The sequence below is a fragment of the Streptomyces polyrhachis genome, from assembly GCF_042663125.1.
Classification (GTDB): Bacteria; Actinomycetota; Actinomycetes; order Streptomycetales; family Streptomycetaceae; genus Streptomyces; species Streptomyces polyrhachii.
Genome location: NZ_JBHSZO010000009.1, coordinates 91,595 through 114,113, shown reverse-complemented (window position 1 = coordinate 114,113; position 22,519 = coordinate 91,595). Strand labels below are relative to the sequence as shown.

The window sequence follows — 22,519 nt, the reverse complement described above, 5'->3', positions numbered from 1 at the left end:
CGGTCCGGCGGGGTGGCCTGTGGAGGGTCAGGCGGCGGCGCTGTGGCGTCTGCGGTCGACGGCCTCGAACTCGACTCGGGTGGTCATCTGCGCGAGCCTGCTGGCGACTCGGTCCCCGAGGTAGGAACGCAGGTCCTTGATCGCCAGGTTGGTCGTGATCAGCGTGGGGAGTTCGTAGTTGTACCGCCGGTTGATCAGCCGGTACGTCACTTCCTCGACCCACTCGCTGGCCTTGGCCGCGCCGAGGTCGTCGATGATCAGCAGCGGGCACCGGCTGACGGCCGCCAGCTCCCGCTCACTGTCCACCCCGGGCCGGGGGCGGAGATCGGCGTAGAGGTCGGCGGCGGTGGTCGCCCGCCAGCGCGCGCCGACCCCGCTCTGCACCAGCGCTCGGACCGCGCCGTACGCCTGGTGCGTCTTGCCCGCGCCGACGACCCCGGCCATCAGCAAGCTAGGGCCGGTGGTGACCTGTCGTCGGACTCCTCGGCTGGGGGCGACGGCCGCGTCGGTGACCTTCCGGACCCACTCCAGGACCGTGGGGTGGTCGGCGACAGCCGCTTGATAGCGCGGGGGCATCCCGGCGAGCAGAGCGTCCAGCGGTGAGAAGGGCTCGGCGTCGTCCGGCAGCGCGGCGTCCGCCGGGTCGATGTTGCGGGCGGCCAGGATCCGAGCCATGCGCTCCAGCGTGGCTTCGTTGCCGAGGAGCTGGGGTTCGCGGTGACGGGTGTGCATCACAGCTCCTCGGCGTAGGCGGCAGAAGCGTTGGCCGGGTTGGTCCACGCCTGGTGGGCGGGCACGTTAGGCCGGATTCCCGGCCGCGCCAAACCGCCGGGGCGAGCGTTCATCGCCTCGTTGACCATGCTGGTCAGCACGCTCGGGTGCTTGGGGTTGGCCGTGAAGTTCGCCAGCCCGGCTCGTATGTGCGCCGGTGTGATGCCCTCGTCCAGGAGCTTCTTGATGATCCGGCCGAGGTGCCCGATCACGTCGCTCGGGGGACGCTGGTCGCACCCGGCGACGTACTCCCCGACGAGGTCCTTGGCGGAGATGCCGGCTGCGGGCGCTGTGCGCCCCGTAGGGACAAGAGATCCAGGATCCAAGATCCTAGATCCAGGCGCCGAGCCTTCGGGGAGGCTTCGGGGAAGGTTCGGGGAGCCGCCAGAGGCAGCCCTCTGACCTGCACTTTTAACTCCGGTCCGCCCGGGTGCGCTGCTGGCTCCATCGGCGGCGTCCTGCCGGTCGGCGCTTGGCCCGTCTGCCTGTTCCGACACCGTCGATGAGGGTGCGGCGGGCAGATCGAGGGCTCGGGGTGCCCTCGCCGAGGTCTCAGCGAGTCCTCGGGAAGTGGTGGGCGAGCCGTTCCCCCTCCGGGAGCAGGAGCCTTTGCAGGGGGCGCACCGGTCGGCAGCCTGGTGCTGCGGGCACGAGGGCAGGCGCGACTGGCTCGGCTTGTCGATCTTCTGGTGCTCGGACCAGGTCACGATGTGGAGGTAGAGGCGGCCGTCGCATCCGGTGTATCGGCAGATCAGTCCGGCGTTCGCGAGCTGGTGGAGGTCGTCTTCGACGTGGACCGAGGTGTGCTCGGCGCGCAGGGGCCAGAGAAGCCCCGCGATGATCGCGGCGTTGTCCCGGTGGCGGCCATGGTCGTCGGCCTGGGTGAGCAGGCCGAAGAAGGTCCGCTCGGCCGCCACGGTCACTTCGGCGAGCGACTCGGAGGTGAACGCCTCCGGCTTGACGGTTCGGATCCGGGCCATCTCAGCGGCCCCGCTCAGCGGCGACCAGGTCGCTGCGGGTCAGGGTGGCGTCGGCGAGGCAGAAGGTGTGCGGGCGCATCCAGTCCACCTCCGGCCAGACCCGCAGGATCCAGCGTGCCGCGCCCCTGGCGGTCGGGCGGCCCAGCTCCAGGGTCCTTCCGGCCTCGTCCTTGACGACGGCGTGCAGATGAGGCCACGTCTGTGTCGGGTCTGTGAGGCTGACCCGGATCGTGGCCGCCCCCGGGATCATGTCGGCGAGCTGTGCGGCGAGGCGGCGCGGACGGCCGTCGTCCGCGCAGGCCGGGCTTCCGCTCGGCGTGGCGAGCATGCGATACTCCGTTGTTCGAAGGAGCGCGGTGCGGCGGTCTCGTGCAAGAAGCCCTGCCGCCCGCGTGATGTGTAATTGGCGCCCTCGGGGTGCCAGCCCGGCGCTTGGGAGTTGGTAGCTCCTCGGCGCCGGTTTCAGTTTCGGGGTCAGATCACGGGTCGTATGCCGGCATCCGCCCCGCCTCCTTTTCGCTGGTCATCGGCCCCTTTCCGGGGCGCTGCCCGGCGTGGGACGACGAACATACGTAGACCCCGCGGACAAGTCCATCCCGTTGTCCGGAAGATCGTTTGCGGTCGTCTTACTCCGTGTCGGCCGCTCTCAGGAGGGCGATGCCGACGTGGATCCGTGCCACCCGGCAAGCACTGCAAGCGCTTGTCGCGTGAGCGGTTATGGCATACGAATATGCACAGAGGTCCTCCAGGGCTCGGCACCGTAGAATCGGGCCTGATCAACAGGTGCGATACGGAAACGTACGTCAGTTTCGAAAATGCATCAACCCTGGCTTACAGTTGACCCCGACACCGAGCCCATCGCCACCTCGCACCAGGAGTCCCCGTGCCCCCTCGTCAGTTCGACGGCAGCCGCGTGCGTGCTGTCCGCCGACGCAGGGACATGCACCAGAGGCAGCTGGGCGAACTGGTGGGCGTCAGCGGTGCCACCGTCGCACGGTGGGAATCCGGGAAGGATTTTCCCAAGGGCGAGAAGCTGCCGGCGATCGCCAAGGCGCTCAACGAACCGCTCGACGAACTGTTCCCCCACGACGGGCCGCCGGACCTACAGCTCCTACGCTGTGACGCCGGTCTCAGCGTCGCGGAGGCCACCGAAATCATCGGAGCAAGCCGGGGGCCGGTGAGCAACGCCGAGTCCGGGCGGCGCAGGCTCAACGACAGCTATGTGAAGCCGCTGGCGGCGGCGTACAGGGTGACCGAGGAGGAGCTGCTCGCGGCGCAGGATCGCTCGTTCGGCATTCGCACCACCGCCCCACATGGCGATCAAGAGGCCGCGCCTCGCACGATCGGAGAAAAGATCAACTTTCTCCTGCAGTACGGTTCCACCGGCGAGGAGGCGCTTTCCGATGCGGAGATCGCGCGACTCGTCAACGAGCATGCGCCGACCGCAGCCGTCACCGCCGAGGGCATCGGCGAGCTGCGCGACGGAACCGAGACCGCGGCATCGGATGAAGTGCGCGTCGGCCTGGCACACGCCTTCCAGGTCCCGGCCTGGCTGTTCGGCGATGACGCCGAACTAAGCCCCATGGTGCAGGAGTTCCTAGAGGCTGTTCGCTTCATCGGCTCGATTCACCAGGGACACATCCTCGGCCTGGCCGCACGCGGCAGCGAGATCCTCTCCCGGAGATCGATGGCCGACATCAACAGGCTCGTAGGAGAGCTGCGGCACGCTCTGTCCGAGGTTCAGGACAAAGAGTAACCCCGCTAGCTAGTAGCGGGCGGGTGGAGATCAGTTGCGGTACCGCCGCCTTGCGGGCGCGACCGAGGACCCCTGACCGCCTATCGCCCCTCGGCTCTGACCGGGCCAGCCCACTTCTCGGACCGGATGCACGAAGGGACTACGGCTCGGCCTCCCTGGAGGCCGAGCCGTAGTCCCTTCATACGGACGGAATCGACGCCGATCTACGAAGCGGTCAGGTCGACGTCGAACAGCTCGGATAGGGCTGCGACCGTCTGCTTCGGATCCTGGTTGTGCACTCCCGCGAGGCCGAGCTGCTCCGCTGTCTGGACGTACGCCTCGGTGTCATCGACGAAGACGCACTCTTCGGCAGGCAGGCCCATCAGCTTCAGCGTGGCCTCGAAGAGCTGAGCGTCGGGCTTGCGCATCATGTGGTGCTCGCTGATGACGACGACGTCGTACAGCTTCTCCAGCTCGTAGCCGGCATACAGGTCCCACGGCTCCAGGCCCACGGAATTCGACAGGATGCCGACCTTGATCCCGGCCCGGCGGGCTGCGGCGGCAGCGTCGATCAGCAGCGGCTCAGGGCGGAGGTCGCCGAAGATCCTCCCCATCAGCCCGTCCGCAGGCACATTCAGCATCCTGCCGGCGAACTCGTTCCACTCGCGCTGGGACACCACTCCGCGTTCCAGATCGCTGGTGATCCGGACGCCCTCCGGGTCCTTGTACAGGGCAGTGAGGCAGGCCCCCTGGGGAAGCCCTTCACGCTGCTCGAACGCCAACACAGCGGGCAGCAGGGGGGTGGTGAGAACGCCTCCGAAATCAAGAATGAGGCCGGTACGGCGGTTGGACATGCGGGGAACTCCATTGCTGAGATTTCGGACGCCTATCCAGACCGGACAGCGTCACGGACCCGGCGTACATGGCGGTCGCAGAAGCTGCGCATCGCAGGCCAGGAAGTGCACTTACAGGGCGGAGCAGAACCTCTTTGTCCGCCTTGCCCACGGTACCAGTCGCGACCGCACGCTCGGTGGTGCCGAATCTCACGCAAGCCTTACGAGATCGCATCTCTGAGTGACAGGGCGTACACGCCGAAAACACGGATACGGCAACCCGGAACACACCGTGCTCCAGAACTACCGCCGAGATTCCGATTCCAACTTCTCGGAGTCATGAAGAACTTCTCGCGCTTGGTCGCCGGTGATCTGCGTGTAGGCCGTGCTGACTCGCACGTACCACGCAGCTTCACTTTCGGTGTCCACGAACGGCTTGTCTCTCATCAGGGTGGCCGAAGACGGCCTGACGGATTCCGCGTTAGCGGCAAGCAGGCCAGCCTTTATCCAGTAAGCCTCCGCAGCAGGCTCGGGATCGGAGTGTGGGGACGCCTTGTCCTCCGCAGCAAACATCAAGTCGCTCGGCACGTAGTAGCGCAGTTTCTCGCAGGCGTCGGAGATATCCTGCGTCCATCGGTCCAAGCGAACATCAATGGGGACGCGAAACTGCAAAAGTTCCGTGATCCGTCGGCCGGGAGGGTAAAGGCTTGTTCCGGGAAAAGCCTCGACTAGATCGAACCAGAGCGGATAGATCAAGTTCAGGGTTCGGAACGTCTTCCATCGCGCAGCAGCCGCGCGGGTCGTCGGGATGCTCGCCCCTACTGCGACGATAACGAAAAGGAGATTCATCCAGATCGCAGTGGCATCGACCAGGAATCGCACCGTCGATTGACTGAGAGGGAATATTACGGCACTCCACAAGATAGCAATTCTAGCTATCGTGTGAACGAGCCCCATCCACATCGCGAAACCCATCAAACCGAGCCCGATGCGCATGCTCGCGCTCTCAGCCCGGTGCGCCGCCCTCGTCCACTGATAGCCGCATACGGCGGTGGTGACTAGCGGAAAGAAATAGAACACGGTCATGTAGACCGCGACGCCCCATTCTCCCGCATGGTCAACAAGGAAGTCCTCGCTTGGCCGATCTCGTTGAACAACGGTGAAGAAGAGGATCGCGAGCAGTACCACGCCGACGGCTCCGGCCTTGTACGACGCTCGGGCGATCCACCGTGAGAACTCTACGTGCCTGGGCAAGACCGCCTCAGCGGTCTTGCCGTAGCTGGTGGCGACATAGGTCAGGGCCGCCATGATCGCCGCCGTGCTGGCAAAGTGTCGGAGCAGGGCGCTAAGATCGACCACCGGAATGCGATCGACCGCATCCATTGCTGCTGGGGTGTATAGACACAAGGCCACTGCAAATCCGGCGTAGCCTCCCCAGAGCGCCCTGCGATGCGCATCGCCATATCTGACGGCCGGGAAACGCCATATGGAGATCAGCGTCATGACTGCCGCAGTGAAGTATTTGAAAAAGTCGAACACGGAATTAGTCGATCTATAGGTGCCACACCTGTCGCCGCTCACGGGCCCTGCAGAGTGCAGACTTGGTCAGTGCCAGATTGGAGATCGTGCGGAACTACCGCCGACGCCGCGGCGGGGCAACCGGATGCGCCAACGAATACTCCAACAGGCTGATCACATCGTCTCCGGTAGCAGACTGGCGACGTGCCAGGCGCTTGATCAATGACGCCGAAAGCTCAGCCTGCTTCTCCTCGTGGCTGTCGAAATCGACGCGCGCTTGGATGAGGGCTGATGGGTAGCGCCGAAGTACTTCTTGCCGGATGCGCTCAGGGACGTAGCGCTCGATTTCGACGGCTGTCAGAGAGGTGCCGTGATCCATCCACTCATGTGCGATCTCGTGGAGGATTATGTGTTCCGTTTGATTTCTGCTTGAGCGGCGACGATAGAGAATGATGGTCACCTCGGGAGTTTTCACCCGAAGGCCGCACGCTGTCCCTAGGCCCCCGTCGGGGTCGTCCAGTGGGACCAGCTGGATCTGACGCCCCAGCGCGCTCTCCATATTGCTCACCAGCGTCTCGACGCTGAAAGGGGTTGGTATAGGGAGATCAGCGAGCTTCCTCTCGCATTCCCTCACAAGGGCGCGACGCGAAGGATCCCTACGCCAACGCATAGTCGCTCCATTCTCACTGCAGACCCCATACCTCAACGCGCGTACGCGAGGCGCTGGCAGGCTGGAGCCCGTATTCGATGCGTACGGCGCTAGACCGGCACGCACTGTCCGCAACTAAGCGTACAAGGGGTATTACGTGATCTTACCGGAAGGGCATGTTGCGAAGGTCACCCTCGTGCCATTCGCCACATTATCTTTTCAAGATCAAAGGCGGCGAGCGCACGTAACAATCGATCTTGGATTCGTTCCCTGGGATGATGCCCTCCGCGCACGGTGGCGCATCCCATCACGCATGGCTCTGCCCGATCGATTTGATGTCCCGTCGCTAAGCACTCCTCTCAATAACCTAGTTGAGGGAAAGGCACGTGAACAGAGCTCTCCACATTGCCTATTGCGGGCTACGCCCGTGGGACATGGACCGTCTGTACGGCGTATCTGGGGTTCCACTTGCGGCCCGGGGCATGCACAGAAGGGGCAACGTCACTGCTCATCAGCCACCCTTCGCAGCCAGCGGTGCGTCTGGCGCCGGTTTGCCAGCAGCACCACGTCGGCACCCGAGTTGAACTCGTTGATCTTCGCCATCACGCGGGGTCGCATCATGCGCCGGTACGTGGCGACGTACTTGATCACGCCCCAGTGAATGCGGTTATGCACCCCGTTGCCCTTGTGCCCGGCTCCGTGCCGGACCTGCCGGGAGAAAATCCCGTACAGCGCCGCCACGGTCGACACGTCCATCAGGACCACTGTGTCGCAGGCTTCGAGCCGTACCTGCAGCGTCGAGTTGTAGTTGCCGTCGATCACCCACCGCGGCTCCGCGACCAGCTCGCTCTGCACTCGGGTGAACTCGTCCATGGGCAGCGCGTTCCACTCGTCGTCGTAGAACGCGGCATCCAGGTGCGTCACCGGGGCATTGAGGATCCTGCCGAGCTGGCGGGCCACGTGGGACTTGCCGCTGCCTGCGCAACCGACGATGGCGACCTTCTTCATGGTGCTCCAGCGTAGAGACAACAAGTGCTGGGTCGCCCGAATGTCGATGCGCACGTCGAGCGGGCCGGGCAGCGGGCTCTCGGCGCGCAGGCCAGCGGGGAGGCGTGAAGCGTCCAGGCCGTCGCACCGTGCGATGAGAACGCCGAGTTCATGGCGGCTTACGGCATCTGCCCGCGGCATGTTGTACTCCTGCGGTGCCGCGCTCCGCGAGCTCCAGCAGCGCGGCGGCCAGATCCGAGACGTGGATCGGGCAGCGGACGTCGGCGGTGAACAGGTTCCGTTGGCGGGACCGTCGACGAGCTGGCGCACTAGGCACTCGTGCACGGAACGCCCACGCCCGGTGATCATGGATGTGCGGACGACGGCGGATGATGAGCGTCGTCACACTCCCTGGCTTCCCTGGTGATCGACGCCGTGCAGGATGGCCGCCCGGGCCGCCCAGGCCAGGATGCTCTGCCCCCGCATGGACAGGCCCAGCCGGTTCCAGTGGAAGATCACGTGGTAACTGAGTACCTGACGTAGGCCACGGTCCAGCGTCCCGACCTGTACGGCACGGTGAAGTTCTCGCCCCGTGCTACGGAAGGCGCCGACCCACTCGGAGACGGGCTCCAGCAGTCCGCCGGGGCGCAGCAGGACGTCGCTGTCGGCGAAGAGCAGGGGCCGGATTTCTTGGGCGCGGGCGTCGAGCCGGTCTGCTGGGACATCGCCGACTGCCGAGCGGTGCTCTTCCGTGATGACGCGATGCCAGACGTCTCCCTGCTCGTACCACTCCAGGCCGGCGGCGCGCATCATGATCGTGCAGAGGAGGACGGACAGCTCGCGCGGCCCCACGGCCAGGTCCGCGCGGTGCCTGAGCTGCGGTGCCTCTCGGCTGTCGGTGATGAACAGGACGTGCGCGGCCGTCATGCTGGCCTCGCCCCCGAATGCCGCAGTCTCGGGCTCGTAGATCCCGGGCCACCAGCGCACGAGGTGGCCATCGGCCACAAGGCGGTGCAGGCCGAGTCGGTCCAGGCCCTCCGCGGTTCCGATCTTGGCGATCCCCGGCCGGACGCGGAGACGCAGGCGCCAGCAGGGGTGCTTCCTGGTGTACCACCAGCCGACGATGAGGCCGGCGGTCTCCGCCTCTTGGAGCAGGGGCAGGACGTGCGCGGTGAAGGTCTCGTCGGCTTTCGTCCAGTCGGTGAAGTGGAGGTACACCTGCCACCAGTCGTCCGTGGAGGCGTGCCGGGCCACGGCCTCCCGGCCGGCCTGGTCGTAGACCGCCAGGGCGTCGGACAGGGTCGTCGGTTCCATCCCGTGCTGGGCTGCGACTTCGGGGATTGGCGGGCCGGTGAGGGCGGCCGTGACCGCGCGGTGGATCGGGCTCGGCTCCGTCGAGATCAGTTGATCAGGAGACATGCGTCCCATCCGGTGATCGGGGCCTGCTGTGAGGCGTGGGTGGTCAGGGCGAGCGCGGTGCCGGCGTCACCGATGATCAGGCCGGGCTCGGGAAGGCCGGGCCGGGCGCTCGCGGCGAGGGTGTCGCCGAGGCTTCTCGGGAGGGCCTGGAGGCGGGGGTCGACGGCATCGGCGGCGGCGCGGGTGGCGGTCTGGTAGATACCCGCCCAGCCGTGGCACAGGCCCGAGTCGGTGACCTGGGCGAGCTGTTCGGGGTCGGTCAACGTCCGGTACAGGGCGTCCTCGTAGAACGCCTGGACATCGGGGGCGCGCAGGGCGAGCCCGGCGAGTTGCCCGGCTCGTGCGATTCCGGTGGTTCCGTAGCACCAGCTCGGCCGGGCGGGAGCGTCGTGGTGGGGGCGCCCGAGGTCGAGGTCGCGGCGCGAGATGTGTTCGGGCCACCAGGGACCGGAGTGACTGAGCTGGCACCAGGTGTCGAGGTGTTCGCAGATACTCCAGATGGCTTCGCGGTGGCCGCTGACGGTGATGCCGCGGCGCATGGCCTGGGCCAGCAGAAGGAGCGGGCCGGTGATGCCGTGGGCTGCGCCGAAGTTGCCGTGGCCGCCCGGGAAGTGGGGGGATTCACCCCGGGCGGGGTCGTGGCGGACCCACCAGCCCGGCATGCCACGGCCGTCGGGTGCGAGGGGGCGGGTCAGGGCGACGAGGTACTTCAGGACTCGTTCGAGGGGGAGCCCTTCGGGGTCGGTGCGCAGGAGGTACGCCCCGATGCCGGTGAGGCCGTAGAACAGGTCGTACTCGGCGAACGTGGGCAGGTCGCCCTTGCGGATGCGGGTGAGCGCGGCGTCCACGCGGCGGTGGGTCAGGTCGGTGATGTGCTGGTGCAGGGTCCGCCGCGCCGGTTCGTACAGGTGCTGGAAGGACGGCGGGACGGTGGTGAGGACGAAGCCGAGGGCCGGGGCGCCGAGGAACAGTCCCGCGGTGTCGGCCGCGCTGATGTGGCCGGCCGCCGCGGCGGTGATCCACCGGTGGGCGGGGCGCCAGGAGCCGCCGTGACGGCTGACCATCTCGATGTGCAGCAGACTGATCCCGGCGGCGCCGTCGGCGAGGGACTGCACTGCCCACGGCTCGTCCGGAGGCGGGGGAGCGGGTTGGGCGAGGTGGAGGGTGTACTGCTCCAGGATCGTCGCGGCGGTGGTGGCCAGCGCGGTCATCGGGCTGCCCTCCGGTGCTGGAGGGCAGCAGTTCGTACGAGCCGGATCGTGGTCTCCTCGGCGCGCGGATCGACGCCCAGGGCCCGGACGTGGTGCTGGTGCAGGAGCGACCGGGCGACGTCGAGCGGGTCACGCTGGTCGGTCAAGGCCGTCCGGTAGGTGTCGACGGCGGCGGCGCGGGCCTGCCATGCTTCGGCGACCGCAGGGCCGCCGGGGAGGGCCGCGAGCACGGAGTTGCCGTTCGGTGCGGCGAGTTCGAGCACCTGGGCACGCAGGGCCCGGTTCAGCCGTCCCGCGCCCTGGGGGAGGTTGCGCACCAGCCACTCCTCGGCCGCCGCGGTGTCCGGTGCCAGGGGGGTGACGAGGTGCAGGGCGCTGGCCGCGGCGAGGGCCTGCGGGGCGAGCGCGTCGGTGTGCTCGGTGAGCTGAATCTGCGCGAGGGCGACGGCGGAGTCCGCGGCGAACACCCGGTGCGTGGCGTCCATGGCCGGCCCGTGGCCGAAGCGCCCGGTCTGCGACTGGTGGGGAGCCAGGACGAGCCCGGCCGCCAGACCGGTCCCGTGCAAGCTGTCGGCCCACCTGCGGACGTGCTGGGCTGCTGCCCCGTACGCGTCGGACGGCAGGTGCAGCGTGAGGTCGAGGTGCTGGTCAGCGTCCGGGCGGGCCATCTCCCGGTGCCGGGTGAACCACCAGAGGGGCGGGACGTCGCCGAACGCGGCGAGGAGGCTGGGCAGGTGGCGGCTCAGGATCTCGTCGTAGCGGCGCGGGTGGGCGTGGAGCTGCACGAGGAGGAAGTCGCCGGCGCCCGGAAGGTGCCGATCGGGGGCCGCTGACGGGGCGGTGCGCGGCCGGGGTACCTCGGCGGCCGGCTCCGAGCGGCCCAGGGAGAGCCAGATCTCATGTGCCCGCCCGATCCAGCCGTGGGCATCTGCGTCCGGGACCTCGCGCAGCTCCAGGCGCCGGGCGTTGTCGAGGTGCGCGCGCAGCACCCGGCGGTGGGACAGGTCGAGGGGGAGGCGCTGGTCGTACTCGATGATGGCGACCTGCACCGGGACCCGCAGCCGGTTCCGCCAGACGGCGAGGGCGTTCTCCCACTCCTCGGTCGTGGCTTTGCGGCCGGGCAGGTCGTCGGCCATCAGCAGCCATCGGGCCTGCGTCAGGATGGTGCGGCGGTAGCGCACCCGCGGGAGGAACGGAAGCCGGGAGCCGGCGCCGAAGTCGAACGGCTTGTAGGCGGCGAACCGTCCGTTGGCTACTTCGGCGAGGAACCGGGCGAGCGGCGGGGTCTGCGTGCCGCCTTCCAGGGCGTGCATGACCCGGACGTCGATGCGTCGGCCGGTGGAGAGCTGTACGAGGTGGAAGCTGCGCGGGTCGGCGGTGACGGCGATGTCGGCGAGCGGGATCGTCGTCTCGTCCGTCTCCTGGTGGCCGGACAGCTCGATGACGTGGGGCAGCAGCCGCGGCGTACGGGTGACGTTCTCGTTGCGATGGCGGCGCGGAGGGAACACGAGCTGCGCCGTCAGGCCGTCCGGCGCCCCCTGGTACGTGGCGGCGAGCGCGTCCTGATGCTCGGGCGGCAGGACGTGGGCGAACCGGCCGGCCATGCTGCTGCCGGGCCGGGGGACCGCGGTGAGGAGGACGTCGAAGGCGCCGCTGGAGAGTGCCCGGGTGCTGGAGGAGTGGACTTCGAAGGCGACCTCCACCCGGGGTACGGACAGCCGCTCGTCCTTCCCGGCGGCCTTCTCCAGGGCGTCGACCATGTCGTCCGTCAGCCGCAGTTCACGGCCGCCGCCGAGGAGGACCTGCTGCATCATCGCGAGCAGCAGTTCGTCGCGGTCGGTGCGCACCTTCAGGGCGGCGCCTCGTTCGGAGCCGACGTATCCGGCGGGCAGGCCCAGGCCGCTGTCAGCAACCAGGTCCATCACCGGCACCAGGGCGCCGACGCCGTACCGGGCCCGGAAGCGGCGGTGGTAGTCGCGCCAGTGCTGGTAGCCGTAGGGCTGCGGGGTGGTGCGGTAGAGGGCCGATACGGCTGCTTGCGCTTCCGCGATCACGGCTTGCGGGAGCGTGGTCTCGCAGTCGAGGGCGGTGTCAATGAGCAGCGGTGTCGGCGTGACGGGGGTGAGGGCACGCATCCGCGTGGCGACGGTGCTCACGCTGGTCTCGGAGAGGGTCGGCTGGTGCGCGGACAGCTCGTCGCGCAGGGCGTACAGCTCGTGGACCAGGTCCCGCACTTCGGGGATGCTGTCCGCTTGGAGCCGGTCCAGTTCGCGGCACAGGTGCTGGAAGGCGTCCACGGTGGTCATGGGCGCCCACAGGCTGGTGATGAGGAACTGCTGCTCGACCAGGCTGGCGAGAAGTGCGTCGACCTTCTCCGGAGTGGCCTGCGGAAAGCGGGCGCGCAGGTCGCCGTGGAGACCGCTGTAGGGGACGGGGGTGCAGGCCGCGGCCATGGCGGCGGCCACCGGCCGGGCGTTGCGAACGGATATCTCGACCGGGGCTAGGAGGACGGCGTGGCCGTCGGAGGGCGGACCCGGTGCCACGAGCCGGTCACCGCGGGCGCGGGCGGCGTTGTTGGCGACGACCGGTAACCGCTTCAGCATCGCCGGGGTGCGCTGGAGTCGGAGGACCATGTCGGTGACCCATTCGGCATCCGGCCGGATTACCGCACGGTGCTTGTCGCGCCACCGTGCGCTCGCCCGGGGCCCGACGGACACCGGGGCGGTGCCGGCGAACAGGCCGTGCGGTGTCGGCCGGTGCTGCCACCGAAGGAGGTAGGAGACCGTCGACAGTGCGGTGCGGCGGACCTGACGGGGGTCGGTCTGCCGGCCCCGGACGACGGCCTCGATGGCGTCGGACAGAACGGGGGTGGCCAACTCCAGCGCGCTGCGGAAGTCCTCGCGCTGCCAGATTCGGTTCAGCCATCCGCGGGTGACGGCCACGTTGTCCAGGTCGAGGGTGCGGGGGATGTCTGCCGGCCCGGGGCTGGTGGTGGCGCGCAGCATCGCAACGCCCTGCCACAGGTATCCGGCGGCTGCTCGGGAAGCCATGAGGCCCTTCCATGAGGCGGCGCGGGAGGAGAGAGGGGCCTGTGGGCCGGGCGAAGCGCTTCGCCCGGCCCACAGGTGAGGGGGTCGGCCTGGGTCAGGCCGGGTCCTCGGTGAAGGAACCGCAGGCGGAGGCACCGGTCGCGCAGGTGGTGCCGCAGCCGTCGCCCGTCGAGCACATGAGGTGGCCGTACGAGTGCTCGGCGATGACGACCTTCACGTCCAGGGGCGCGAAGTCGTCGTCCAGGTCCGCCGACGCCGCGGGCGCGACCGGGGGCGGGGCGAGAGTGGCGCTCGTCATATTGGTGCCCTTCTTCTCGTTGGGGTGGTGCGGGATGACCTGACTTCCGGCGTTACGCCGGGGGCCAGGAGAGCGAGATCCGGCTGTGCACTTTGTCGATGACCCGGTCCGCCGGGATCTGCTCATCGGGGGTGCTGGCCGGATAGGCCCGGATGACCGGGCTGGGGCCGCCGCGTCGGTTGGCTTCCCAGGCGCGGAGCACGTCGGCGGCCTTGTCGGCGAACTGCTCCGCGTGCGGGCCGAGGGCGTGCACGCCGTACTCCAGGTGCTTGTTGTCCTCGGTGCGGCGGGTGACGAGGTAGGCGAAGGTGTCGTCCTCGACGGCCGCGAGCGCGAACCGCTTGTTCACGGGAGCGACCAGGCCCGTGTCCGAGTTCTCATCGACGGCCATGGTGCAGAAGCCCGGCAGGCTGATCGCCATTGCCATCTGGAGGGTGTCGATGAGTTCCTGGATGCGGACGGTGACCCCGGTCCACAGCTCGTGTCGCGGGAACGTGACGGCGTTGTCGAGCCTGTGCGGGTCGGTCGGCAGGCCGTCATCGAACTTGAGGCCGATCTCCGGGGTGCCGTTGACGAGGAGGAGTTCTTCCCGGTGGGCGTTCGAGCCCTGCATCGGGACGAAGCCGCAGATCTTCGCCGACTCGCTCTCCAGGTAAGGGCCGTGCTCCCCCATGACCTGGATGAAGGAGACCGACCGGGTCAGGCCGCGCATCCGCAGCGGGACGACGAGTCGGCCGCCCTGCTTGAGTTGCGCGGTCCAGGCCGGGGAGATGTCCCAGGCGCCTGCGGTCACCATCACGACGTCGACCTCGCCGAGGTCCGGGATGGGCTCTGCGGCGTCGGCGGTGACGACGTGCACCCGGCCGTAGCCGTGCTCGTCCAGGAGCCGGCGCGCGCGGTCGGTGACGACGGGGTCGATGTCCACGGTGACGACTTCACCGTCCTCGCCGACGAGCTCGGCGAGGTAGGCCGCGTTCAGCCCGCCCGAGCCGATCTCCAGGACCCGCATCCCGGGCTTCACCTGGGCCTGCTCCAGCATCATGGCCTGGATCTGCGGCGCGGAGACGGAGCTGAGCTGCACCCCGTGCTCGTCCGTCTTGGTAATCACGGCGGCGTAGGTGTCATACGCCTTGTCCAGCGGCGTATCGGCGGGGGTGAACTCGTGCCGGGGCACCTTGCGCATCACCGCTTCGACGTCCGGGGAGGAGATGTTGCCGTCCGCGCACAGCTCGTCCACCACCTTGTTCCGCAGGCGGGTCGCCTCGTCGGGCTCGACGGTCGTGTTCGTCATGGATTTCCTTCGGTCGTTCGTGTTCAGGGGGAGGAGGTAGGTCGGCACGGTGTGCCGGTGGGCCGGGAGGCTATTGGCGAACACTCTCCGTTCTTGCCGGACCGCCGAAGGTTGGCGGTTTCGTGCCGGACGGCGCGCGAGGCTCGGCACCGGTGGTGAGCCGCCCAGGAGCCCCGTCCGTATCACTCAGGGCTCCCGGGCGGCCGTCTAGGCGGCGCGTACAAGATCGTCCAGATTGACGACCTCGTAGTCCCGCAGTTCGCGTATGAGTTGGCTCGCCAGGAACCAGCCCAACTGGGGGTGCCCGTACGCCACGGGCGCGTCATCGTCGTCGGCGGGAAGGGGTTCCAGGCCGGCGGCGGTGAGGCGGTACCGGGTGCCGATGACGCCCCAGGGCGACGTCGCCCGCGCGCGGAAGGCGATGTGCCCCTTCCGCAGGTGCGGGCACAGCTCTATGGCCGGCCGCAGGTGCTTCAGGCACACCGGTGGCTGGGCCGTCCTCACCGGCTCACCAGCGCGGTGGGAAGCGCCTTCCGCATCCCCGGCGAGGAAGATGTAGCCCTGGTCGGTCTCGGCCGGGCAGAAGCTGACCTGGCACCGAAGATGCTCCATCGCTTCCCGCTGCCGGGCGGGGTTGACCATGCGCCACTGCGGCTTGCCCGTCGGCTTCCCGGCCGCGTTCAGCGACTGGGAGCACCGGGCCCACAGCTCACCGCGGGGCCCGCGGTCAGCCGGGGTCTCGTCCTGGTAGACGAGACGCACGGCGCCGAAGGCGTTCATGCTCAGCGTGAGTTCCGACTCCAGTCCGCCGTACTCGCCCTCGCGCTGGGTGATGTACGGGACGAGCCGGGGCACCGTGCCGGTCCGCTTCACGCGGCTGCCCTCGCCACGTTGAGGGTCCGGTGCGGGGCGATGACCTGGCCGTCCGGCAGCAGCTCACCGGTGTCCTCGAAGAGGAGCACTCCGTTGCACAGCAGGCTCCAGCCCTGCTCAGGCCGGTGCGCGAGGGGCCGCGCGGCCTCCCTGTCGGGAGCCTCAGCCGTGGGGCACGGCGGGTTGTGCGCACACATGGTGCTCGTCCTCTCGGGTGGGAAGTTGGGCCCTCTTCGGCGAGCTACGGTGCCGTGGGGGAACACGGTTCGGGCGCGGCCGAAGAGGGAGTCCAGTGGTGCCGCCGCGTGAAGGCGGCTATCGCTGCTTCGCTGTAGCCGTAGAAGCGTCCGAACACCGCGTCGTCCTCCCGCCAGTCGGGAGCGGGGTCACCCCACTCGACGGTGTGGCAGGTGTCGCGGTACGGCGACCATCGAACGCGCAGGCGCGGGAAGCCGGGGTGCTCCGCGAGGAGGGCGTGCGTTTCCGTCGCGTGGGTCAGCAGGTCGAAGGACATGTACCCGCCGCGGCGCGGCCCGCCGACGGGAACCGCGAGGAGCGGCGCCCGGAAAACACGGACTGCTACGGCGTCTGCGAGGAGAGCAGGTTCGGCGAGACGGCTACGGAAGTGCTCGTAGTCGTACGCTTCGGCAGCCGGCCGAAGGGAGACGGCGGCGGAGTGGCGCGGCAGCGTCGCGGCGGCGGTCAGCATTCGACCTGCCCCTTGATGTAGCGAGCTTCGATCAGGTCGGACGTCACGAAGGCCAGGCGGCGAGCGAGACCGACTGCTCGCTGGTAGTCGGCCGGCGTGCGCTCATCCCGGAGGGGGCATCCTCGCTCAACGAGCTGGACCATCTCCGCGGTGGGCGGGTACCGCCCGTCCGCGACGGCGATGTCGCTGAGCTGCTTCAGGTGGCCGCGGAGGCGGTCGATCAGGGCGTCGGTCGTCGCGACGGGCGGCGGCTGGTTGCCGATCGTCGTGTCGAGGTCGTCATAGACCGCATCCACGTCGAGCGGCTTCCAGTCCTTGATCCGTTCCAGGACGGACCTCAAACCCCCTGCATCGAGTGGGGGTGTCCACTGCGGTGTGCGGGGCTCGTCGGCTGGCGGGGGAACCACGTCGTTCTCCGGAACCAGAACGGTGAGGGACATCGGGAACTCCTGGAGAGGCCAAGCGTCGACCGTGGGGGGTTAGAAGTGCTCGGTGGGTTCCGGGGTCCCTATGAAGACCCACACGTCCTTGCCCGCCGGGCTCACGGACACGGACGTGTCGTCGGCCAGGGCGCGCAGCAGCATCAGACCGCGCCCCTCTTCGGCCAGGGGGTCCGGAGACATATACACAGGCGGGCACGGGTCCTGGTCGCGGACGATGGCGGTGACACCGTCCGGCACCTTCTGGAGGAGCAGGCTGGCCATCCGGCACCCGTCGGCGTCCGCGGAGGTGTGCTGCAAGACGTTGGTGAGGAGTTCGTTGACCACGGTCAGCATGCGGTGCGCGGTGCCGGTGTCGATGCGCCACCAGCACAGGTGCGCCGCGACGATGTCCCGGACGGTTCCCAGGTCTTCGGCCCGGACGTTGAAACTCATGTCGAGTTGGCCGTCCACACTTCTGGACGTGGCTCGAACAGAAGCATCCCGCTCACGGGTGTCGACGAGTAGTTCCATCGCTGCTCCCTCCGTTCTGCCAGAACCCCTTCAGCAGGGGTGGGTTGCGGTGTGTACTGGTCTAGAACCGATCAGCAACCATTTAGGCAGAGCGCACCGAGAACGTGCAGAGCCTGATGCCGAGAGGTGAAGAGTTCGGCATCGACGACTTCGGGGACAGAACATGCCGCAGCCAATGAAGCAGCTCGATCCGGGAGCGTCCCCCCAGGAGTGGTTCGGCAGCGAGCTGCGCAGACTGCGCCTGGAACAAGGGCTGTCGGCCAAGGCGCTTGGTCGGTTAGTGCAGGTCAGCGACGACATGATCTTGTCGATCGAGAAGGGCAAGTACCCGAGCTGTCGTCGCGACGTGGTGCAGCGGCTCGATGATGCCCTCGGCACGGGTGGGCTCCTAGACCGGGCGTGGCCGATGGTCTTCGGCGACGGCGATGCCGATAAAAAGCGGGCTGATGCCGATAAGGCTTCCGCGCGCCGGGGGGAGGTGCGCGTTCAGGCGCCCGCAGGCCGCATCCTGGGCAGAGACGAACCGACTCTTCGCCCTGGGAGCCATGAGCCCGTGATTCGACGCTCGTTCCTCGGAATCGGCGGCCTCGCCGCCATAGCCCCTCTCAACTTCACCAATGTCTTCGCGCCCGCCGAGCTGTCTCTCCCATCCCACATCAACCCGAGCCACGTCGACCAGGTCTTGGCCGTGGCCAACGCCCTCAGCGGCATGGACAACGAGCTGGGCGGCGGGGGCGTGGTACGTGACGTGGCCGCTCGAGCGATGCAGTGGTCGGCCGGCCTGCTGCAAGCGCAGTTCCCCGAGCACCTACGAACCGACCTGTTCGCCGCCGTATCGCGCCTCGGCATCGTGGTCGGCGCCTCTGCCTTCGACGCCTACCACCACGACGAAGCCACCAAGACGTTCCGATTCGCAGCGGATTGCGCCGAGGAGGCCAGCGACTGGCATCTGCGGGCCAAGACGTACTCGTTCCTCGCACGGCAAGCCGTATGGATCGGAGCCCCCGATGACGGCCTCACCTACGCCGAGAAGGGGCTCGTGCGCTCCGACCGCTTGACGGCGACAGAGCAGGCGATGCTTCACACGGCGCGGGCCAGGGCCTTCGGGAAGATGGGGAATGTCCGCGACACCATGGCGGCCGTCGGCGCCGCGGACGAAGCGTTCACCCGGGCCCGGCCAGCCGAGGACCCGTCGTGGATGGCCTACTACGAGGAGGCGCAGCACAACGGGGACACGGCTCACGCCCTGTTCGATCTCGCGATCCTGGCCGGGCAGGACCCGGGCCGGGCCGCGCGCCGATTCGACACAGCGGTGAAGGGACACACAGACGCCTACAAACGGTCCCGGGCGATCTCGCGGACCAAGCTGGCCTCTCTGCTCATGGCCAAGGGCGACCCGCGCAAGGCGGCGGCGCTCGGCCACGACGCCCTCGACGAGGTAGGCCGGCTCACCTCCCGGCGAGCTGCCGACGACCTGCGGCAACTCGGCCGCTTCGCCTCGAAGCATCGGAGCGTCCAGGAGGCTTCGGCGCTGCGAGATCGGATCGCCGCTACGGTTTCGGCATGACTTCTTCGTCAGCCGCACCGGCGCGTCACGTCCTGAAGCAGGCATGTTCCGCAGTCGGATTGGACTCCGACGGAGCGGAACCTCTTCGCCTGGCCGAGAACCAGATATGGCGGCTGCCTCATCAACGGGTGATCGTGCGGATCGCCAGGGAAGGACAGAGTGCTGCGGCAGCCCGCGAGGTGCGCGTCGCACGCTGGCTCGACCAGGAGAACGTCCCCGCCGTTCGTCTGGTCGACGTGGAGCAGCCGGTCGAGGCAGGCGGCAGACCCGTCACCTTCTGGGCAGAACTCCCCCCGCAGGAGCACGGCTCCGTTGAAGACGTCGCTCAGCTCCTCGCACAACTCCACTCCTTGCCCACACCAGACATCGAGTTGGGGTACCTCGACCCCTTCATCCGGGTCGACGAACGGCTGCAAGCGGCCACCACGATCTGCGTTGATGACAAGGAGTGGTTGCGCGCTCTTCACCGCGACCTCGTAGCGGCCTGGGCCGAGCGGCCGGCCGGTCTCCCCGACCGGGCTGTGCACGGCGACGCATGGCCCGGCAACATCGTCCGCACGGCCGACGGGGTCCTGATGATGGACCTGGAGCGCTTCTCGGTGGGGCCTCCGGAATGGGACCTCGTATCCACCGCCGTGCGCGCGAAGACCACCGGAGCCGTCAGCAGCCGCGAGTACGACCGATTCTGTGCGGTGTACGGACATGACGTGACTGCGTGGGAGGGCTACCCCATCCTCGCGCGTGCCCGTGAGCTGCGGATGGTGACGTACGCGGCGCAACACGCAGCCAGCAATGCGGAGTGGCGGAGCCAGGCGCAGTATCGGATCGACTGTCTGCGTGGTCGATCCGGACCGCGGCCGTGGTCGTGGAAGGGCATCCTCTGATCAAGGTGTTCGTGCACCTCATCCCTGCAAGCTCCCTGCCCTTACGAGACTGGCCGGAGGGCGCTGCGCCATCCTTCGCGGCGTACGGACTACGCAGCGAGGCCGTGCCGCTCGCTGCCGCTCGCCTCCTGGCCTCCCCCAGAGTGCCGGTGCTCCAAGCCCAGCAGCTTCAGCAGGTCGGCCGTGACCACTCGGTAGGCGTTCCCTAGGCGCAGCACCCTGACCGGGTACTCCCCCTGCTTGGCGAGCCCATACCCGGTGGATCGTCCGATCATCAGCGCCTTGTTCGAGGTGTCGAGATCGATCACCGCCGGAAGAGCGAGCAGCTCGTCGCTCGTCAGTCCCCGCCCCGCTCCTGCCATCTTAGGTGCTGTCATGACACTCTCCTGACCTTTGCGCGTGCCGTAATGACGCGAAAGATGTATCACGGAGTTGCAGCAGCGCCTTTTTGCTTCTTAGAGTGTCACCATGACACCTGATCAATGGTCGACAGCGTTCACCGGTCGGATCGCTCAGCGCCTACGACACTCGCGCCGGGCCGCCGGCCTCACGATGGCCGAGGTCGCCCAGGAGTGCGCGGCCCGCGGCATGCCGGAAATCACCGAGCACTCAATCAAGAACCTGGAGTCCGGACGCAAGACGAGCGTCAGCGTGGCGGACGTCGTCATGCTTGCCGACGTACTGGACGTCCCGCCGGTCACTCTGCTGTTCCCGCTCGGTTCTTCGGCGGCGGTCGAGGTTCTGCCGGGCCGCGAGCTGTCCACCTGGGACGCGCTCGCGTGGTTCACCGGCGAGACACCTCTTGATGATGCGGCCCCCGAGGGCTCGCCCCGGGACGTGCTCGACAGCTTCCGACACCATGGCGACCTCGTTGCCGCGTCGATGTCCTCGTACGATTTGGCGCAGGAGCGGCGACGAGTAGCCAGCACCACTCTGGACCGCAGTCGCCGAACCACGCTTCTTGAGCGGGCCGAGGGATACGAGGCACACGCCTTCGAGGACGCCCAAGAGCTGCGCGCGTACCGAGAGCGGATGCGTCAGCGCGGCCTCACCCCTCCGGCTCTTCCTGACCAACTCGCCTTTGTCGACGAGCCCGACATACACCCCGAGGCCGAGGAGCGTGAATGAAGAAGGGCACCATCACGCGACGGTGCCGGTGCACTGACCCCGAGACCGGCAAGGACCTCGGGGCGTCGTGCCCGAAGCTCCAGTCGCGACGGCACGGGACCTTCGGGGTGTTCCAGGAGCTGGACCCCGCCCAGGACGGCCGACGACGGCGGTTCCGTCGTGGTGGCTTCGAGACCTCCACCAAGGCCCAGGAGGAGCTGGGCAAGGTCCGCGCCCTCATGGCGATTCCCGAAGAGGACGACGCGTGGGGCAGGGCGCAGATCAGCGACCTGCTGGAGGACTGCGTCAAGGAGAAGACCCCTCTGCCGGACTACGACGAGACCCGTCGCCGGTTCCAGACGGGTCAGTCGCTCAACTCGAAGACCACCGTTGGGGAGTGGCTCGACACCTGGCTGGCCGGGCGGAAACGTCTGCGCCGTGGCGGTGCGTCGCGCTACGAATGCGACATCCGCGTCCACCTCAAGCCGCACCTCGGGCACCTTCGCCTCGACAAGCTCCGAGTCCACCACATCGACAAGATGTTCGACGCCATCAACGAGCGGAACATCGAGATCCAGGAGCAGAACGCCCAGCGACGCGCGGTCGCCGACGAGCTGAAGGCCACCCCGAACAAGGGAGCCAAGAACCGGGCGCGCCGGAAGTGGTTCCGCGCACAGCTCGACGCGATGCCGCCGTTCCGTCGGGTCACCGGGCTGAACACCCAGCCTCACATCCGCGACACGCTCCGGGCCGCGCTCAACGTCGCCATCGCTCAGCAGGTCATGCCCGCCTTCAACCCGGCCGCTCACGTCGAGCTGCTGCCCGGTACCAAGCCGAAGGCCCTCGTCTGGACCGAGGAGCGCATCGCTCGTTGGCAGGAGACCGGTAAGCGGCCGTCGCCGGTCATGGTCTGGACCCCGGAGCAGACCGCCGTCTTCCTCGACTTCGTCGCGGGAGACCGGCTGTACTTGCTCTGGCGACTCATTGCGTTTCGCGGTACTCGGCGAGGAGAGGCGTGCGGTGTCCGCTGGGAGGACTACTCCGCGAAGCACTGCTCGCTGGCCATCGCCACGCAGCTCGTCCAAGACGGCTGGGAGGTCCACGAGGGTGCGCCCAAGACCGATAGCGGCCTGCGACTGATCGCCCTGGACGGCGAGACCAACGAGGGCCTCCTGACGCACAAGGCTCGCCAGCAGACCGAGCGCGAGGCGTGGGGTGAGGGCTGGCAGAACACCGGTCGGATCTTCACCCAGGAGGATGGCTCCCTCCTCCACCCGGGCAAGGTCAGCGATCTGTTCGAGCGCCTCGTGGAGGCGGCCGGCCTTCCGCCGATCCGCCTTCATGACCTCCGGCACGTCGCTGCGACGCTGATGCTCGCGGCGGGCGTCGACATCAAGGTCGTCTCGGAGACCCTCGGCCATTCGGACACGCGGATCACGCGGGACATCTACCAGTCGGTCCTCGACGACCTGGCGCGTGACGCCGCCGAGAAGGTCGTACAGCTCGTACCTCATGCGCGTAAGGCGCTGGCGGCTGTTCCGGACGTGGTGCCGCAGGTAGACACCACGTCTCGCCTGCCGAGGATGGCGCCGCCGCGCAAGGACGACGCGGCACAGCAGAATCGTTCTGCCTGACTCTAGCTCCCGGCCGCCGCCGGCAGTACGCCAGCAAGACTCTTCGTGAA

At 68.2% G+C, this 22,519-nt stretch carries 23 protein-coding genes and 1 pseudogene; 5 read left to right on the top strand and 19 right to left on the bottom strand.

All coding sequences use genetic code 11. The features are described from left to right. Window positions 1-27: 27 nt before the first annotated feature. From ACFQLX_RS08310 to ACFQLX_RS08300, 3 genes are read right to left on the bottom strand one after another with little or no spacing between them, the layout of a single operon-like run. The gene (locus ACFQLX_RS08310) at window positions 28-732 is read right to left on the bottom strand and encodes an ATP-binding protein (RefSeq protein ID WP_386413456.1); all 705 of its coding nucleotides are present in this window, start codon (window positions 730-732) and stop codon (window positions 28-30) included. Then, complete coding sequence (locus ACFQLX_RS08305) at window positions 732-1,751, bottom strand: hypothetical protein (RefSeq protein WP_386413454.1); 1,020 nt, start codon at window positions 1,749-1,751, stop codon at window positions 732-734. Before ACFQLX_RS08305 ends, ACFQLX_RS08310 begins: the two co-directional genes overlap by 1 nt. A 1-nt stretch (window position 1,752) precedes the next feature. Beyond that, a complete protein-coding gene (locus ACFQLX_RS08300; protein WP_386413453.1) occupies window positions 1,753-2,079 on the bottom strand; it encodes a transcriptional regulator in 327 nt (108 codons plus the stop codon). Window positions 2,080-2,634: 555 nt separating this feature from the next. Between ACFQLX_RS08300 and ACFQLX_RS08295 the strand changes: the two genes are divergently transcribed. Beyond that, window positions 2,635-3,507, top strand: a complete 873-nt coding sequence (locus ACFQLX_RS08295; RefSeq protein WP_386413452.1) for a helix-turn-helix domain-containing protein — start codon at window positions 2,635-2,637, stop codon at window positions 3,505-3,507. A gap of 203 nt (window positions 3,508-3,710) precedes the next feature. On the opposite strand, the gene ACFQLX_RS08290 is transcribed toward ACFQLX_RS08295, so the two are convergent. The 15 genes and pseudogenes from ACFQLX_RS08290 to ACFQLX_RS08220 all read right to left on the bottom strand — a co-directional run bounded on the left by ACFQLX_RS08290 (window position 3,711) and on the right by ACFQLX_RS08220 (window position 17,199). Beyond that, window positions 3,711-4,340 (bottom strand): HAD-IA family hydrolase, encoded by a 630-nt coding sequence (locus tag ACFQLX_RS08290; protein ID WP_386413451.1) that lies wholly within the window; start codon window positions 4,338-4,340, stop codon window positions 3,711-3,713. 282 nt (window positions 4,341-4,622) lie between these two features. After that, window positions 4,623-5,858, bottom strand: a complete 1,236-nt coding sequence (locus ACFQLX_RS08285) for an MAB_1171c family putative transporter (RefSeq protein WP_386413449.1) — start codon at window positions 5,856-5,858, stop codon at window positions 4,623-4,625. A 94-nt stretch (window positions 5,859-5,952) separates the two neighbouring features. Next, a complete protein-coding gene (locus tag ACFQLX_RS08280; RefSeq protein WP_228487106.1) occupies window positions 5,953-6,297 on the bottom strand; it encodes a hypothetical protein in 345 nt (114 codons plus the stop codon). 690 nt (window positions 6,298-6,987) lie between these two features. Continuing rightward, a complete protein-coding gene (locus tag ACFQLX_RS08275) occupies window positions 6,988-7,494 on the bottom strand; it encodes a P-loop NTPase family protein (protein WP_386413516.1) in 507 nt (168 codons plus the stop codon). A 9-nt stretch (window positions 7,495-7,503) separates the two neighbouring features. Continuing rightward, a pseudogene (locus ACFQLX_RS08270) lies at window positions 7,504-7,863 on the bottom strand (sugar nucleotide-binding protein); the annotation flags it as partial. 12 nt (window positions 7,864-7,875) lie between these two features. Then, complete coding sequence (locus tag ACFQLX_RS08265) at window positions 7,876-8,892, bottom strand: thiopeptide-type bacteriocin biosynthesis protein (protein ID WP_386413448.1); 1,017 nt, start codon at window positions 8,890-8,892, stop codon at window positions 7,876-7,878. Next, on the bottom strand, window positions 8,874-10,103 hold the full coding sequence (locus tag ACFQLX_RS08260) for a lanthionine synthetase C family protein (protein WP_386413447.1): 1,230 nt from the start codon (window positions 10,101-10,103) through the stop codon (window positions 8,874-8,876). The genes ACFQLX_RS08265 and ACFQLX_RS08260 overlap by 19 nt, the downstream gene beginning before the upstream one ends. Further along, entirely contained in the window at window positions 10,100-13,153 is a 3,054-nt protein-coding gene (locus ACFQLX_RS08255; protein ID WP_386413446.1) for a lantibiotic dehydratase, read from the bottom strand. Before ACFQLX_RS08255 ends, ACFQLX_RS08260 begins: the two co-directional genes overlap by 4 nt. 94 nt (window positions 13,154-13,247) lie before the next feature. Then, on the bottom strand, window positions 13,248-13,451 hold the full coding sequence (gene fxlA, locus ACFQLX_RS08250; protein ID WP_161254880.1) for an FxLD family lanthipeptide: 204 nt from the start codon (window positions 13,449-13,451) through the stop codon (window positions 13,248-13,250). 52 nt (window positions 13,452-13,503) lie between these two features. Beyond that, window positions 13,504-14,742 carry a methyltransferase, FxLD system gene (fxlM, locus tag ACFQLX_RS08245; protein ID WP_386413445.1) on the bottom strand — a complete coding sequence of 413 codons (1,239 nt, stop codon included), beginning with the start codon at window positions 14,740-14,742 and terminating at the stop codon, window positions 13,504-13,506. A gap of 207 nt (window positions 14,743-14,949) precedes the next feature. Then, window positions 14,950-15,615, bottom strand: a complete 666-nt coding sequence (locus tag ACFQLX_RS08240) for a hypothetical protein (RefSeq protein ID WP_386413444.1) — start codon at window positions 15,613-15,615, stop codon at window positions 14,950-14,952. Beyond that, on the bottom strand, window positions 15,612-15,812 hold the full coding sequence (locus ACFQLX_RS08235; protein WP_317435386.1) for a DUF5999 family protein: 201 nt from the start codon (window positions 15,810-15,812) through the stop codon (window positions 15,612-15,614). Before ACFQLX_RS08235 ends, ACFQLX_RS08240 begins: the two co-directional genes overlap by 4 nt. A 44-nt stretch (window positions 15,813-15,856) precedes the next feature. Continuing rightward, window positions 15,857-16,324, bottom strand: a complete 468-nt coding sequence (locus ACFQLX_RS08230) for a DUF6302 family protein (protein WP_386413442.1) — start codon at window positions 16,322-16,324, stop codon at window positions 15,857-15,859. Next, window positions 16,318-16,764, bottom strand: a complete 447-nt coding sequence (locus ACFQLX_RS08225; protein WP_386413441.1) for a DUF6415 family natural product biosynthesis protein — start codon at window positions 16,762-16,764, stop codon at window positions 16,318-16,320. The genes ACFQLX_RS08230 and ACFQLX_RS08225 overlap by 7 nt, the downstream gene beginning before the upstream one ends. Before the next feature lie 39 nt (window positions 16,765-16,803). Then, window positions 16,804-17,199 carry an ATP-binding protein gene (locus ACFQLX_RS08220; RefSeq protein WP_386413440.1) on the bottom strand — a complete coding sequence of 132 codons (396 nt, stop codon included), beginning with the start codon at window positions 17,197-17,199 and terminating at the stop codon, window positions 16,804-16,806. A gap of 253 nt (window positions 17,200-17,452) precedes the next feature. Here ACFQLX_RS08220 and ACFQLX_RS08215 point away from each other — a divergent pair, with 253 nt between their 5' ends. Next, window positions 17,453-18,844, top strand: a complete 1,392-nt coding sequence (locus ACFQLX_RS08215; protein ID WP_386413439.1) for a helix-turn-helix domain-containing protein — start codon at window positions 17,453-17,455, stop codon at window positions 18,842-18,844. After that, window positions 18,841-19,728, top strand: a complete 888-nt coding sequence (locus ACFQLX_RS08210) for a phosphotransferase family protein (RefSeq protein ID WP_386413438.1) — start codon at window positions 18,841-18,843, stop codon at window positions 19,726-19,728. Before ACFQLX_RS08215 ends, ACFQLX_RS08210 begins: the two co-directional genes overlap by 4 nt. 89 nt (window positions 19,729-19,817) lie before the next feature. Here the strand turns inward: ACFQLX_RS08210 and ACFQLX_RS08205 are convergent, their stop codons facing one another. Continuing rightward, window positions 19,818-20,105 carry a hypothetical protein gene (locus tag ACFQLX_RS08205; RefSeq protein WP_386413437.1) on the bottom strand — a complete coding sequence of 96 codons (288 nt, stop codon included), beginning with the start codon at window positions 20,103-20,105 and terminating at the stop codon, window positions 19,818-19,820. Window positions 20,106-20,196: 91 nt separating this feature from the next. Between ACFQLX_RS08205 and ACFQLX_RS08200 the strand changes: the two genes are divergently transcribed. Continuing rightward, window positions 20,197-20,856, top strand: a complete 660-nt coding sequence (locus ACFQLX_RS08200; protein ID WP_386413436.1) for a helix-turn-helix domain-containing protein — start codon at window positions 20,197-20,199, stop codon at window positions 20,854-20,856. Continuing rightward, window positions 20,853-22,469, top strand: a complete 1,617-nt coding sequence (locus ACFQLX_RS08195) for a tyrosine-type recombinase/integrase (RefSeq protein ID WP_386413435.1) — start codon at window positions 20,853-20,855, stop codon at window positions 22,467-22,469. The genes ACFQLX_RS08200 and ACFQLX_RS08195 overlap by 4 nt, the downstream gene beginning before the upstream one ends. Window positions 22,470-22,519 lie beyond the last annotated feature (50 nt).

Bases quoted from the DNA above. Each gene is read 5' to 3' on its own strand.
- ACFQLX_RS08310 (WP_386413456.1), bottom strand. From the start codon at position 732: ATGCACACCCGTCACCGCGAACCCCAGCTCCTCGGCAACGAAGCCACG.
- ACFQLX_RS08305 (WP_386413454.1), bottom strand. From the start codon at position 1,751: ATGGCCCGGATCCGAACCGTCAAGCCGGAGGCGTTCACCTCCGAGTCG.
- ACFQLX_RS08300 (WP_386413453.1), bottom strand. From the start codon at position 2,079: ATGCTCGCCACGCCGAGCGGAAGCCCGGCCTGCGCGGACGACGGCCGT.
- ACFQLX_RS08290 (WP_386413451.1), bottom strand. From the start codon at position 4,340: ATGTCCAACCGCCGTACCGGCCTCATTCTTGATTTCGGAGGCGTTCTC.
- ACFQLX_RS08275 (WP_386413516.1), bottom strand. From the start codon at position 7,494: ATGAAGAAGGTCGCCATCGTCGGTTGCGCAGGCAGCGGCAAGTCCCAC.
- ACFQLX_RS08265 (WP_386413448.1), bottom strand. From the start codon at position 8,892: ATGTCTCCTGATCAACTGATCTCGACGGAGCCGAGCCCGATCCACCGC.
- ACFQLX_RS08260 (WP_386413447.1), bottom strand. From the start codon at position 10,103: ATGACCGCGCTGGCCACCACCGCCGCGACGATCCTGGAGCAGTACACC.
- ACFQLX_RS08255 (WP_386413446.1), bottom strand. From the start codon at position 13,153: ATGGCTTCCCGAGCAGCCGCCGGATACCTGTGGCAGGGCGTTGCGATG.
- fxlA (WP_161254880.1), bottom strand. From the start codon at position 13,451: ATGACGAGCGCCACTCTCGCCCCGCCCCCGGTCGCGCCCGCGGCGTCG.
- fxlM (WP_386413445.1), bottom strand. From the start codon at position 14,742: ATGACGAACACGACCGTCGAGCCCGACGAGGCGACCCGCCTGCGGAAC.
- ACFQLX_RS08235 (WP_317435386.1), bottom strand. From the start codon at position 15,812: ATGTGTGCGCACAACCCGCCGTGCCCCACGGCTGAGGCTCCCGACAGG.
- ACFQLX_RS08230 (WP_386413442.1), bottom strand. From the start codon at position 16,324: ATGCTGACCGCCGCCGCGACGCTGCCGCGCCACTCCGCCGCCGTCTCC.
- ACFQLX_RS08225 (WP_386413441.1), bottom strand. From the start codon at position 16,764: ATGTCCCTCACCGTTCTGGTTCCGGAGAACGACGTGGTTCCCCCGCCA.
- ACFQLX_RS08220 (WP_386413440.1), bottom strand. From the start codon at position 17,199: ATGAGTTTCAACGTCCGGGCCGAAGACCTGGGAACCGTCCGGGACATC.
- ACFQLX_RS08215 (WP_386413439.1), top strand. From the start codon at position 17,453: ATGAAGCAGCTCGATCCGGGAGCGTCCCCCCAGGAGTGGTTCGGCAGC.
- ACFQLX_RS08210 (WP_386413438.1), top strand. From the start codon at position 18,841: ATGACTTCTTCGTCAGCCGCACCGGCGCGTCACGTCCTGAAGCAGGCA.
- ACFQLX_RS08205 (WP_386413437.1), bottom strand. From the start codon at position 20,105: ATGACAGCACCTAAGATGGCAGGAGCGGGGCGGGGACTGACGAGCGAC.
- ACFQLX_RS08200 (WP_386413436.1), top strand. From the start codon at position 20,197: ATGACACCTGATCAATGGTCGACAGCGTTCACCGGTCGGATCGCTCAG.
- ACFQLX_RS08195 (WP_386413435.1), top strand. From the start codon at position 20,853: ATGAAGAAGGGCACCATCACGCGACGGTGCCGGTGCACTGACCCCGAG.